Raw genomic sequence first — 13146 nt, forward strand, 5'->3', positions numbered from 1 at the left:
AGGAAGATCACAATAGCTTTACTTTGTTATACTTAGCAGGCTTTAGATAACAAAAAACCCGACACAAAGGTCGGGTTTTTTAAGAAAACTAAAATTATTTAATTTTAGCTTCTTTATAAAGCACATGTTGACGAACAACTGGATCGAATTTTTTCATTTCCAGTTTTTCTGGCATAGTGCGTTTGTTCTTCGTAGTGGTATAGAAGTGACCTGTACCAGCAGAAGAAACGAGTTTAATTTTCTCGCGAATACCTTTAGCCATTTTTCAGCTCCTAGAACTTCTCACCACGGGCACGTAAATCTGCTAATACAGATTCGATGCCTTTCTTATCAATCACACGCATACCTTTAGCAGATACACGCAGAGTTACGAAACGTTTCTCAGACTCAACCCAGAAACGGTGAGAGTGCAGGTTTGGCAGAAAACGGCGTTTAGTCGCGTTTAATGCGTGAGAGCGGTTGTTTCCACTCACAGGACGCTTGCCGGTAACTTGGCAGACTCGGGACATGTCTATTCTCCAAAAATCTAATCAGCTCGAGCTTTAGTATCAGGTTTGACCGCCTCGTCAGGCTTTGGAGCCCATCTCAGCAACTTTTAACGATTGAAAAACTGTGTAAACACCTCAGAAAAAACTTGCTGAGATAGGCTCTTCTCGCCAAACCCAAGATCCTCAAAGGTGGCGTAGTATACGCCCAATGGCCTCAACGCTCAAGACCCGTACAAATAAAGATTGACAATAATTACAAAAATATTTGCTATAACCAGCCACGTTCAGCAAAAGAAACACAGTTATCATGCCCTATTACAAGGTGATCGAGTACATTTACACCCACTAATTGGCATGCGGCAAAAATTTTCTTAGTGATCTGTTTATCTGCAAGGCTAGGTTCACAAATACCTGAAGGATGATTATGGGCAAGAATAATCGATGTTGCATTCTTTTTTATTGATTGACGTACAATTTCTCTAGGATGAACTTCTACTCGATTAATAGTTCCTTTAAACATCTCTTCATAGGCAATTAATTGATTTTGATTATCAAGAAAAAGCACCACAAACACTTCTCTTTCTTGCCAATTAAGTAATTTTTTTAAGTAATATTTCGTTTCCTCTGAAGAAGATAACACATTTTTATACATAAATTGTGTAGTCGAAAAGCGTTGTGCCATCTCATTAATTGCCTGTAATTGGGTAAATTTACCCACACCAACACCTTTAAAACGGCCAAGTGTTTCATAATCGGCACTAATGACATGATATAAAGAGCCACATTCTTTAAGTAAAAAAGCGGCGAGCTCTAATACTGATTTTTCATAAGTTCCTGTACGTAAAAAAAGAGCAAGTAACTCAATATCGGTAAGCGACTCCACGCCATAAAGCAGTAACTTCTCTCTAGGTAAAAGTGCACTAACTGATTGATTTTCCATCCATGGACTCCTTAATTAGCAAAATTGGGACATAAGTAACTTATTTTATTTCTTCACTTTAATTCTGCTATCTTGCTTTTTAAGCGCGCATCATAAAATGCCAATCATAAAACAACTGTTGTTTTATACAGTTAATTTACTATAAACTGCTTATATTGTATGAAAAAGACACATATCAAAATTATGCGAGATGACCCGCAAAAATTTAATCAATAAAACATGAAGTTACATAGAATTCCGAATTCACGGATACCTTGTGGTAAAATTGCGGACAATTATTTATGTACTTAGGCATTTCATCATGACTACACTTCACAACAAAAAGATTATTCTTGGTATTAGTGGTGGTATTGCGGCCTATAAAGCACCTGAACTTGTTCGCCGTTTACGTGATAAAGGTGCTATTGTCCGTGTTGTAATGACACCCGCGGCACATGCTTTTGTCACACCATTATCATTACAAGCGGTTTCTGGCTTTCCTGTAGCTGATGACCTACTTGATCCCGCTGCAGAAGCAGCAATGGGGCATATTGAATTAGGTAAATGGGCTGATTTAATTTTACTTGCACCTGCAACAGCTGATCTTATCGCCCGTTTACGTGCAGGCATGGCTAATGATTTACTCACCACACTCTGTTTAGCCAGTAGTGCGCCTATTGCCATTGCCCCAGCAATGAATCAGCAGATGTATCGAGCCGCTATTACACAAGAGAATTTATCCGGTTTAGAACAACGGGGTTGTTTAATTTGGGGGCCTGATTCAGGTAGCCAAGCGTGTGGTGATGTGGGTCCTGGGCGAATGCTAGATCCTTTAGAGCTCGTCACATTAGCTGAAAAACAACTTGCTATACAATCACAAGATTTTGTGGGTAAAAAAATCACCATCACCGCAGGGCCTACTCGTGAAGCGCTAGATCCGGTACGTTTTATCAGCAATCATAGCTCTGGAAAAATGGGCTTTGCAATTGCACAAGCAGCTGCATTAAGGGGCGCTGAAGTTACTCTTATCGCTGGCCCTGTCACATTACCGACACCCGCTTGTGTTAAACGTATCGATGTTGAAAGCGCACAAGAAATGTATGAACAAGTGATGATGCTAGCGCCTTCACAAGATATTTTTATTGGTTGTGCAGCCGTTGCAGATTATCGCGCTAAACTTATTGCGACTGAAAAAATTAAAAAACAAGGTGATGAAGTCACCATCACTATGGTAAAAAACCCCGATATTGTTGCCAGTGTCGGAAAAATGATTGAGCACCGTCCTTTTGTTGTTGGATTTGCAGCCGAAACCCAGAATGTGGAAGAATATGCCCGCAAAAAACGAGAACAGAAGCAGCTTGATTTAATCTGTGCTAATGATGTTTCATTAGAAAATCAAGGCTTTAACAGTGACAATAATGCATTACACCTTATTTGGGCTAATGGAGAAACGCGTTTACCACACAGTAGTAAAGCACAACTTAGCCATCGCTTACTCGACGAGATAGCCAAACACTATGATGAAAAAAATTGATGTTAAAATTCTTGATGCTCGTATTGGCCAAGAATATCCACTTCCTGCTTATGCCACAACAGGCTCTGCTGGTTTAGATTTACGTGCTTGCCTTGATGCACCATTGATACTTGAACCAGGGCAAACTGAATTATTACCGACAGGTCTCGCTGTACATATTGCCGATGAAGGCTTAGCAGCAATGGTGCTTCCTCGTTCAGGCTTGGGCCATAAACACGGTGTTGTATTAGGTAACTTAGTTGGACTGATTGATTCTGACTACCAAGGCCAATTGATGGTGTCAGTTTGGAATCGTGGGCAAAAAGCGTTCACCATCGAACCGGGCGAACGTATTGCTCAGATGGTTATCGTACCGGTCGTTCAAGCTGAATTTAATATTGTTGAAGATTTTACCGCAACGGAACGTGGTAGTGGCGGTTTTGGTCATTCCGGCCGCCAATAATAACGACGTCTTGCATTAATTATTTCAATGACGATATCACTCCCTTTGCACTAAAAATTTAAGTGCAAAGGTTTACTGATTTGTTTTGCTTTTAGCAGGGGCCTTATCAGTCATGGCAGAAGAAAAAGAAACTAAAAAGAAAAGAAATAGACGGGATGAAATCTTACAATCACTTGCTCAAATGTTGGAGTCAAGTGATGGTAGCCAGCGCATTACAACGGCAAAACTAGCTGCCACTGTTGGTGTATCTGAAGCAGCACTCTATCGACATTTCCCAAGTAAGACAAAAATGTTTGATAGCTTAATTGAATTTATCGAAGACAGCTTAGTTTCTCGTATTAATTTGATCTTAAAAGACGAAAAAGAAACGATAGCCAGAATTCGCTTAATTCTTATCTTGATCCTCGGTTTTGCTGAAAAAAACCCAGGACTGTCTCGTATTTTAACGGGCCATGCTTTGATGTTTGAGCAAGACAGATTACAAGGCCGCATAAATCAACTTTATGAGCGTATTGAAGTTCAGCTTCGACAAGTTATCAAAGAGCGTAAAATTCGTGAAGGTAGTGCTTTTTTACATGATGAAGCCTTACTTGCCTCACAACTACTCGCTTTTTGTGAAGGTATGTTAGCGCGTTTTGTACGTACTGAATTTCGTTATCAACCGACCCAAGAATTTGAAGCTCGCTGGCCATTAATATTGGCACAATTACAATGAAATGATGGACTCGTGATTTAACTCAAGAATTTGAAATTGACATATATGCCGTTTTTTTCTTATTTGTGTTAACATGCGTCCTCTGGTACATAAGTACCTCAATGTATTTATCAGGAATGGCATTTGCGCAGTTCCTACATTGTGGCATTAGCGGATCGCTTTGCCCCTGCTGTAAAAGTCCTTTTTATATTTCAATATCTGTGGTAGTTATCACAGAAGATTCATTGTACTACTCACCCCGCCCATTATTGGGCGAGGGCTTTTTTTTATCTATAATCAACCAGTTATTTATCGTATTTTAACTTTATTAATTAACGCCATAGCGCTCACGATAAGCTTTAACTGCGGGTAAATGCTCAGATAGCGTTTCACTATCACTTAGGTAGTTAATTAAATCATCCAGAGTAATAATCGAATACACTCGGCATTGATAATCACGTGTTAACTCTTGTATTGCAGAAAGTTCTTCTCGCCCTTTTTCTTGTCTATCTAAGCTTAATAGCACAGCAGAAAGCGTTGCATCATGCTGTTTAATAATTTCCATTGATTCACGAATAGCAGTACCTGCTGTGATAACATCATCAACAATCACAACATTACCTTTTAAAGGACTTCCTACTAATGTTCCCCCTTCACCATGATCTTTCGCTTCCTTACGATTAAAGCAATAAGGAATATCAATATCATGATGTTCAACTAATGCGACTGCCGTTGTAGTTGCAATGGGGATACCCTTATAAGCAGGCCCAAACAATACGTCACAAGGCACATTATTATCTAATAATGTTTGCGCATAGAACTGCCCCAGTAAAGCCAAATCACGCCCCGTATTAAATAAACCGGCATTAAAAAAGTAAGGACTCACCCGTCCTGATTTCAGTGTAAACTCACCAAATTTCAGGACATTTTTTGCTAATGCTAGTTCGATAAAGCGGCGTTGGTAGGCTTTCATTTTTTTCTCCTCTCTACGTTACTTGATGACAAATTTTAGACATAAAAAAGGCGACTTCTCAGTCGCCTTTAAAAATAAAGTTTATTGCTTAAGCGCCTCTTTTTGCGCTTCAAATATCTTCTCTAGCCCCCCCTTTGCAAGGGCGAGTAAAGCAAGTAATTCTTCATGACTAAAGGGTGCGCCTTCTGCCGTGCCTTGAACTTCAATCATACGGCCATCATCGATCATCACCACATTCATATCTGTTTCTGCTGCAGAATCTTCAACATATTCAAGATCACATAATGGTTCACCATCAACAATTCCCACAGAGACTGCGGCTACCATTGATTTTAGAGGGCTTTTTTTCAGCTTACCTTCTTCAACCATTTTATTTAATGCATCAACTAATGCTACGCAAGCACCAGAGATAGACGCAGTACGTGTACCACCATCAGCTTGAATAACATCACAATCAACAGTAATGGTATATTCACCCAATGCTTTTAAATCAACCGCTGCACGTAATGAACGAGCAATTAAACGCTGAATTTCCATAGTACGGCCGGTTTGTTTACCACGAGCCGCTTCACGTGCATTACGGCTATTGGTTGCGCGAGGAAGCATGCCGTATTCTGCGGTCACCCATCCTTGCCCTTGTCCTTTAAGAAAACGAGGTACACCGTCTTCTACAGTGGCGTTACACAAGACTTTAGTATCACCAAACTCGACTAATACAGAACCTTCAGCATGTTTTGTATAATGGCGAGTAATGGTAATAGGACGTACTTGGTCTGCTTGTCTGTCTGCTGGACGCATGTGTTATCTCCGCTTTCTCTGACATATTGGGGGCGCATTATACGACCTAAAATGGCTTATGCCTATCCTTGTGTTGATGCCTAGGGTTATAATCGTATCATCTTTTACATTATTGAGACCCAATTATGATCCGTAGCATGACTGCTTTCGCACGCCGAGACATCAAAAAAGACTGGGGTAGCGCCGCATGGGAACTGCGTTCCGTAAACCAACGTTACCTCGAAACTTATATTCGTTTACCTGAGCAATTACGTAGTTTAGAACCCGTTATTCGTGAACGTCTACGTAATCGCTTAACTCGCGGTAAAATTGAATGTAATTTACGATTTGATCTTAACGCTCGCTTTCAAGGTGAACTTAACCTTGATGAAAATCTCGCCAAACAACTAATTGTTTCCGCCAATTGGGTAAAAAGCCACAGCCATGAAGGCACTATCAGTCCTTTTGATATTCTACGTTGGCCTGGCGTTATCTCAGCCCAAGAGCAAGATTTAGATGCTATTGGTACAGAGCTTTTAGCGGAATTAGATTTGGCAATTGATGCCTTTATTGCAAGTCGTGAAGCCGAAGGACAAGCACTTAAAGAACTTATCGAGCAACGTTTAGATGCCGTCAGTGCAGAAGTGGTGAAAGTGAAAGCTCAAATGCCAGAAATCTTACTCTGGCAACGTGAGCGCTTAACCAGCAAATTAGAAGAAGCTCAAGTTCAAATTGATAACAATCGTTTAGAGCAAGAATTAGTAATGTTAGCGCAACGTTTAGATGTGGCGGAAGAGCTTGACAGATTAGAAGCCCATGTTAAAGAAACACGCAAAATTCTTGTGAAAAAAGAAGCGGTAGGCCGTCGCCTTGATTTTATGATGCAAGAATTTAATCGTGAATCCAACACATTAGCATCAAAATCAATTAATACAGAAGTCACCAATTCAGCCATTGAATTAAAAGTTTTAATTGAACAAATGCGCGAGCAGATCCAAAATATTGAGTAAGATTTCTTAGCTGTTTACAGCCCATCATTAAGCCAGTAGATACCTTGTATTTGCTGGCTTTTATCAAGAATAAAATTTAACATTCTCTTTAATAAATGAAAATCACTCACCCAACGCCTTTCTAATAAACCCTTTATTTTGATTAAGCATCTGTGTCGCCTGCTTTGCATCTATGTTTGCGAGGATCATTAAAATTGCTGTTTTACAGTGGCGCTGACATTGTGATAACGCTTCTTCAGCAATCGCTCTTTCACACTCGGTTGCTTGCATCACAATACGAATTTGACGTTCAATCAATTTGGCATTGGTCGCTTCAACATCCACCATTAAATTACCAAATACCTTGCCAATCTTTATCATCGCACCTGTGGTTATCATATTTAAGATAAGTTTTTGTGCTGTACCCGCTTTCATACGCGATGATCCAGTTATCACTTCTGCACCCACAACCGGTGTAATAGCAATATCAGCAAGTTTGGCGATCGGGCTTTCAGGATTACAGCTAATTGCCCCTGTAATAGCACCCAGTGATTTTGCATACTGTAAAGCGCCCATCACATAAGGCGTTCTACCACTTGCCGCAATACCCACTAAAATATCTTGCTCATTAAAATTAAGTTGGCGTAAATCTTCTTCACCCAATTGTGCATTATCTTCTGCATTCTCTACTGCTTGTAAAATCGCTTTATGCCCACCCGCAATTAAACCAATCACCATTTCATGAGGAGTACCGTAGGTTGGCGGGCATTCACTGGCATCTAAAATCCCTAATCGCCCTGAAGTACCCGCACCACAATAAATAAGGCGACCGCCCTGTGTAAAGGCAACAGCAACTTTATCAACGAGTTGTGCAATTTCAGGTAGCACTTTTTCTATTGCAAGTGGCACTTTTTTATCTTCATTATTAATGACACTTAGCATATCCAATGTTGAAAGCGTATCGATATTCTCACTGTCATGATTCCTACTTTCAGTGACCAGATTGCTAAGATCAATAGCCATTTTGGCTCTCCCAATATTATTCATATGATTAAGTCGAAGAAATTAACTGCTTTTATACCATTATTATTGGTAAGATTTTCAAAATCATTACAAACGGTACTCTACATGACATTTATTAAATATATTTCGACGCTTATCAGCCTATTTACCCTTTTTTGCTCGTTTTCTTTACACGCTAATTTTGAAGAGCAAGATAAAAGAAAATTTGAAGATACTCGCAAAGAAGCACTAAACCATAATGCACAAGCTCAATATCAGTTAGCCGAAATGTATTCGATGGGAACAGGCGTAGAAAAAAACCTTCTTAATGCACAACTGTGGGCAAATGAAGCAATAAAAAATGATTATGCTGATGCCTACGCATTACTTGCTGATATCTACTTATTTAATGCCGATCCTTATTTTAAAAATAATTATATCGAAGCAAAAAAATTAGCCACTCTCGCAGTAAATAAAGGAAGCATAAGAGGTAAAATAAGTTTAGCAACAGCTCTTATTGCGCCATTATCTGGAGAAACAGATCACAAAAAAGCGATTGTATTATTAGAAGAAGTCGCAGCGATTCATCAACCAGAACTTGTTTACGCTCCAATTTGGTTAGGACTTATCTATAGTGGTGTTGGCAATGTGCCCGTAGATACGGAGAAAGCCAATCTGTGGTTTGCGAAAGCTAACGAAATGACTTTTGAAGGATTTGCTCAAGCAATGGCTTCTTTTATGTTCTCTGGCCAATATCATATTATCGAGCCAAACAAACAAAAAGCTGATGAATTAATGAAACAAGCTTGTGAAGAAGCAAAAAAAGTTGGCAATGAGTTTTATTGCCAACCAACGTTTAATTAACCCAAATTAAATCTAATAAATAACCCTAACTCCAAAAGGGATGGTAAATATTACCATCCCTTTTCTACCCTATCTGTCCTGCCTAACGTGCTTTTACAGCGCCATACGGTATTCAATAACACCGGGTTTTTCTGCTACCCAGTTATATAAGCGCTGACCACGTAAATTAGTTTCCTGTGTATGCCAATATAAACGAGCACAACTACACTGTTTTGCCTGTTGATGAACAAACTCAATAAGTTGCTTACCTACATGGCGGCCACGTGTATCTGGTGAAACAAATAAATCTTCTAAATAACAAAAATTACTTTCAGCCCATGTTGAGCGATGAAAAAGATAATGAACAAAACCCAATACCTTTTCACCTTCTATTGCTACGGCACAATAAACAGGTTCTTTTTCATCAAAAAAACGCGCCCATGTTTTTAATGTTATTTCTTCTGATAATTCAACTTTATAAAATGCTTGATAACTTAACCAATGCGGCAACCATTGAGCATAATGCTCTTGCTCAACAAACTGGATTGAAACAGTTATTGGTGTTGTACTCATCTCTTCACTTCCTTCTACTTTCATCAGTGCTATAAAAAAGTATCACCTGCCTTTAATCGTGGTCATGGTACGTTTAATTTTGGCTCTCAATAAGGTACACTTTTTGTGTTTTTATAGGGTCCACTTTATGAAACAGAAAAAAACAGCTTATTTTCCTAACCTTGTTTTAGAAGAAGGGCCTATAGGTTCTCAGGTTTATCACGCGATCAGAAAAGCCATTTTAGATGGGCGCTTAACATCAGGTAGCCGTCTACCATCAAGTCGCACATTAGCTGAAATGATGTCGATTTCTCGCAACTCTGTTATTGCAGGCTTTGAACGTTTAATTGATGAAGGCTATTTATTTACTCGCCGTGGTGCAGGAACTTTTGTTGCAAATACAATCCCGGATGCCATTATCTCAGATAAGTGGACCAAAACAATCCACCCTATTTCTTCATCACACATAAAAGATTCATTAGAAACGCTAAATCCCAATATGCAAAAAGCTCACGCTTTTTGGCAACAGTCACAACCAAATATTAATAGCAGTCCTACATTTCATGTCGGCGTTGGCTGTGTAGATCTTTTTCCTCATGAACTTTGGGGAAGGCTATTAGGACGGGTTTGGCGACAATCAAAAAAAATACTCGCAACATTCAATTCGCCAACAGGCTACACGCCATTAAAAGAGATGATATGCCAATATGTTCAATCAACTCGTGGGCTTTCTTGTCAGCCTGAGCAAATCATTATTGTAAATGGTACGCAGCAAGCTATAAATCTCACCACTAGAGTACTATTACAAGAGGGAGATACCATTTGGCTAGATGATCCTGGTTATGACAGTGCACGAGGTATCTTCACTTCTTATGGTATAAAGCCATATCCAATAAGTTCAGATATCGATGGAATGGATATCTCTCAAGGAATAGAGCAGTGTCCAGAAGCAAAACTTGTTTTTACAACTCCTTCTCATCAATTTCCCTTAGGCAATACACTCTCACTTTCACGTCGTATTGCATTATTAGAATGGGCATCATCCAATAATGTGTGGATCTTTGAAGATGACTATAACAGTGAGTTTCGCTATCACACTAAACCCATCCAATCTCTACAAGGGTTAGATAAATATCAGCGAGTTATCTATGCTGGAACATTTTCAAAAATGATGTATCCCGGGTTTCGTTTAGGTTTTTTAGTCGTACCTCAAACTTTAATCGAAGCCTTTAAAGTCGCTAAATACTACACCGATTCACATTCAGGTTTTCTAGAGCAAGCAACATTAGCGCTGTTTATGTCTCAAGGGTATTACGCCCGCCATGTAAGAAGAATAAGAAAAGCCTGCTATGAACGCTATCAAGTGTTAACTAATGCGATAAAAACACATTTATCTCATGTTTTTCATGTTGAGCCCACAGATTCAGGCATCCATATTGTCTGCTGGTTAAAATCAGGTTATACAGAAGAATATGTTGTAAAAAAAGCGCGAAAAATAGGATTAGCCATACAGCCTTTGGCGCGTTATTGTATTCAAACATATCCAAAGAAAGGTGTTTTATTAGGGTATGCTGCTCATAATCCAAATGAAATTGAAAAGAGTATTATCTTGCTTGCTCAAACTTTATCTAAATAAATAGCATCTATTCTTATTTGTTATTTACAATATAAAAAGCGAGCAAGCCTTGCATTTACCCTATATTATTTTTAGGCGTGCAATAATAAACCCAAGCAGGGGGAACATTAAGCATGACTAATTTTTTTTCTAAATGAAAATAGCGAGATAATGTTTTTTCATATCGAGTGGTATATTGAAATAACACAAAACAACCTCGTGTTTTTAATAACTCTTTATGCACTCGTTTTAAAATTCTTAAACCTGTTTTCTTTGGTATAGATAAAAAAGGTAACCCTGAAATAATCATATTATAATGACTGTTTAATTTCTCCGCTGATGCGGTATAAACCTTTAATCGATTATCATCGATTTTATCTAATTCTGTTGCAAAACTAGGTTCTATTTCAAAAACATCTAATGAGGAATTCACCGACATTCTTTTTAAAATTTGTTGGGTAATAACCCCTGTACCAGCACCTAACTCTGCAACTTGAATGTCCTGTTGCCAATTAAGTTTATCCAGCATTTCATAACATAACCAACGAGATGAAGGCGCGATAGTACCCATCGTGGTTGGTGAAATCACAAACCGTTTTAAATACGAGTAGTACGTAGATAATGGAATGACTGTTGATATATCCATTTCGCCTCCTAACACCACTTAATAAGCGGTGAAATAAAATTCATATAAAATGAAGAACCTTCATCATTATTTTTTATTTATGAAAATACATCATCTATTAAACAATAGCGTTTAGTATAAAGCTTGGAGTGACCTCTAAGTAAATACGTTTTTCTTATATATTACACTATTTTACATTTTTCTATTTTTACTCTATTTTCTTAAACAAGAATATATTTTTGTTTATCAAAAAAACAAAATAAGATATAACAGAATATTCTTACATTTTTATGGCGAGTCTATTTTCTTTTTTAACAACTCATTGATATTTGTTCGTTCTGTGGCTTTCTTTTGTTAACTCTACGAAGACTATAAGAAACACTTCTAATTCTTTGGTAAATAATCAATAAATTCACTTGCACCTATCTCTATATTTTGTCAGGTTAGTGTGAGGTCTCTCACTATTCCTACAGACAAAGACAGGGTAATTACAATGAAAAATGTTGGTTTTGTGGGCTGGCGTGGTATGGTCGGCTCCGTTTTAATGCAAAGAATGGTTGAAGAACGTGATTTTGATGGGATAAACCCTGTTTTCTTCACCACATCTCAATTAGGTGAAGCAGCACCTGCTTATGGTAATCACCGTAGCACTCTGCAAGATGCTTATGATATTGATACTCTAGCATCACTCGATATTATTATTAGTTGCCAAGGTGGTGACTATACCAATGAAATCTATCCAAAACTGCGCCAAGCTGGTTGGCAAGGTTACTGGATTGATGCCGCATCTGCGTTACGTATGAATGATGATGCAGTCATTATTCTCGATCCCGTCAACGGTCAACATATTCAAGACAGTTTAAACAAAGGCATTAAAGCTTTTGTTGGTGGTAACTGTACTGTTAGTTTAATGCTGATGTCATTAGGTGGTTTATTTACTAACAACTTAGTGGAGTGGGCAAGTGTCTCCACCTATCAAGCAGCTTCTGGGGCTGGTGCTCGTCATATGAGAGAGCTACTGTCACAAATGGGCTCTCTACATAATCAAGTAGTGAAAGAGCTTGAAAACCCAGCTTCAGCCATCTTAGATATTGAACGTAAAGTCACTAACTTTACGCGCAGTGGTACGATGCCAACTGAGCAATTTGGTGTTCCTCTAGCTGGTAGCTTGATCCCTTGGATTGATAAACAATTAGAAAATGGCCAAAGTCGAGAAGAGTGGAAAGGACAAGCAGAAACCAATAAGATTTTAAACACTGGTTCAAATATTATCCCTGTTGATGGTCTTTGCGTTCGTATTGGCGCATTACGTTGCCATAGCCAAGCATTTACTCTAAAACTGAAAAAAGATTTACCTGTTGCTGAAATTGAACAATTACTTGCTAGCCATAACGACTGGGTAAAAGTTATTCCCAATGATCGCGAATTAACGATACGCGAATTAACACCTGCGGCAGTAACCGGCACATTAAGCACACCTGTAGGGCGTATTCGTAAACTGAATATGGGTCCTGAATTTATTTCAGCTTTTACTGTCGGTGACCAATTGTTATGGGGTGCTGCTGAGCCTTTACGCCGTATGCTGAATATTTTGCGTTAATTACATCGTATTCATCCGAGCGTAAACAGTAAGTATAAAAAAACCAGCTAAAATCAATAAATTAGCTGGTTTTTATTTTACATGATGGAATGA

15 protein-coding genes are annotated in these 13146 nt (G+C 38.6%); 7 read left to right on the forward strand and 8 right to left on the reverse strand.

Annotated features, from left to right (window positions below; translation table 11 throughout):
• Window positions 1-94: 94 nt before the first annotated feature.
• The 3 genes from rpmG to radC form a co-directional block, all read right to left on the reverse strand.
• Window positions 95-262 carry a 50S ribosomal protein L33 gene (rpmG, locus tag ABN217_RS12280; protein WP_006534250.1) on the reverse strand — a complete coding sequence of 56 codons (168 nt, stop codon included), beginning with the start codon at window positions 260-262 and terminating at the stop codon, window positions 95-97.
• A 10-nt stretch (window positions 263-272) separates the two neighbouring features.
• Window positions 273-509 carry a 50S ribosomal protein L28 gene (gene rpmB / locus ABN217_RS12285; protein ID WP_036914542.1) on the reverse strand — a complete coding sequence of 79 codons (237 nt, stop codon included), beginning with the start codon at window positions 507-509 and terminating at the stop codon, window positions 273-275.
• 247 nt (window positions 510-756) lie between these two features.
• Window positions 757-1428: a RadC family protein gene (gene radC, locus ABN217_RS12290; protein ID WP_349441491.1), complete on the reverse strand. Its 672-nt coding sequence runs from the start codon at window positions 1426-1428 to the stop codon at window positions 757-759.
• A gap of 301 nt (window positions 1429-1729) precedes the next feature.
• Here radC and coaBC point away from each other — a divergent pair, with 301 nt between their 5' ends.
• The 3 genes from coaBC to slmA all read left to right on the forward strand — a co-directional run bounded on the left by coaBC (window position 1730) and on the right by slmA (window position 4098).
• A complete protein-coding gene (coaBC, locus tag ABN217_RS12295) occupies window positions 1730-2941 on the forward strand; it encodes a bifunctional phosphopantothenoylcysteine decarboxylase/phosphopantothenate--cysteine ligase CoaBC (protein ID WP_349441490.1) in 1212 nt (403 codons plus the stop codon).
• A complete protein-coding gene (dut, locus tag ABN217_RS12300) occupies window positions 2925-3383 on the forward strand; it encodes a dUTP diphosphatase (RefSeq protein WP_349441489.1) in 459 nt (152 codons plus the stop codon). Before coaBC ends, dut begins: the two co-directional genes overlap by 17 nt.
• Before the next feature lie 112 nt (window positions 3384-3495).
• Window positions 3496-4098, forward strand: a complete 603-nt coding sequence (slmA, locus tag ABN217_RS12305) for a nucleoid occlusion factor SlmA (protein WP_072070467.1) — start codon at window positions 3496-3498, stop codon at window positions 4096-4098.
• A 307-nt stretch (window positions 4099-4405) separates the two neighbouring features.
• Here slmA and pyrE read toward each other — a convergent pair whose 3' ends face one another.
• A complete protein-coding gene (gene pyrE, locus ABN217_RS12310; RefSeq protein ID WP_196554645.1) occupies window positions 4406-5050 on the reverse strand; it encodes an orotate phosphoribosyltransferase in 645 nt (214 codons plus the stop codon).
• A gap of 81 nt (window positions 5051-5131) precedes the next feature.
• Window positions 5132-5848 carry a ribonuclease PH gene (gene rph / locus ABN217_RS12315; protein ID WP_072070469.1) on the reverse strand — a complete coding sequence of 239 codons (717 nt, stop codon included), beginning with the start codon at window positions 5846-5848 and terminating at the stop codon, window positions 5132-5134.
• 125 nt (window positions 5849-5973) lie between these two features.
• On the opposite strand from rph, the gene ABN217_RS12320 reads away from it, so the two are divergent.
• On the forward strand, window positions 5974-6837 hold the full coding sequence (locus ABN217_RS12320; protein ID WP_115351316.1) for a YicC/YloC family endoribonuclease: 864 nt from the start codon (window positions 5974-5976) through the stop codon (window positions 6835-6837).
• 102 nt (window positions 6838-6939) lie between these two features.
• On the opposite strand, the gene murQ is transcribed toward ABN217_RS12320, so the two are convergent.
• The gene (gene murQ / locus ABN217_RS12325; RefSeq protein WP_349459471.1) at window positions 6940-7839 is read right to left on the reverse strand and encodes an N-acetylmuramic acid 6-phosphate etherase; all 900 of its coding nucleotides are present in this window, start codon (window positions 7837-7839) and stop codon (window positions 6940-6942) included.
• Window positions 7840-7944: 105 nt separating this feature from the next.
• Between murQ and ABN217_RS12330 the strand changes: the two genes are divergently transcribed.
• The gene (locus ABN217_RS12330) at window positions 7945-8682 is read left to right on the forward strand and encodes a tetratricopeptide repeat protein (RefSeq protein ID WP_284551302.1); all 738 of its coding nucleotides are present in this window, start codon (window positions 7945-7947) and stop codon (window positions 8680-8682) included.
• A 93-nt stretch (window positions 8683-8775) separates the two neighbouring features.
• On the opposite strand, the gene ABN217_RS12335 is transcribed toward ABN217_RS12330, so the two are convergent.
• Window positions 8776-9234 carry a GNAT family N-acetyltransferase gene (locus tag ABN217_RS12335; RefSeq protein WP_072070475.1) on the reverse strand — a complete coding sequence of 153 codons (459 nt, stop codon included), beginning with the start codon at window positions 9232-9234 and terminating at the stop codon, window positions 8776-8778.
• 127 nt (window positions 9235-9361) lie between these two features.
• On the opposite strand from ABN217_RS12335, the gene pdxR reads away from it, so the two are divergent.
• Complete coding sequence (gene pdxR / locus ABN217_RS12340) at window positions 9362-10849, forward strand: MocR-like pyridoxine biosynthesis transcription factor PdxR (RefSeq protein ID WP_349459472.1); 1488 nt, start codon at window positions 9362-9364, stop codon at window positions 10847-10849.
• Between the two features lie 55 nt (window positions 10850-10904).
• Here pdxR and ABN217_RS12345 read toward each other — a convergent pair whose 3' ends face one another.
• Window positions 10905-11474, reverse strand: a complete 570-nt coding sequence (locus ABN217_RS12345; protein ID WP_072070476.1) for a class I SAM-dependent methyltransferase — start codon at window positions 11472-11474, stop codon at window positions 10905-10907.
• A 472-nt stretch (window positions 11475-11946) separates the two neighbouring features.
• On the opposite strand from ABN217_RS12345, the gene asd reads away from it, so the two are divergent.
• On the forward strand, window positions 11947-13053 hold the full coding sequence (asd, locus tag ABN217_RS12350; protein WP_115351322.1) for an aspartate-semialdehyde dehydrogenase: 1107 nt from the start codon (window positions 11947-11949) through the stop codon (window positions 13051-13053).
• Window positions 13054-13146: the final 93 nt, after the last annotated feature.

Source organism: Proteus sp. fly-1067 (assembly GCF_040139345.1).
Classification (GTDB): Bacteria; Pseudomonadota; Gammaproteobacteria; order Enterobacterales; family Enterobacteriaceae; genus Proteus; species Proteus vulgaris_B.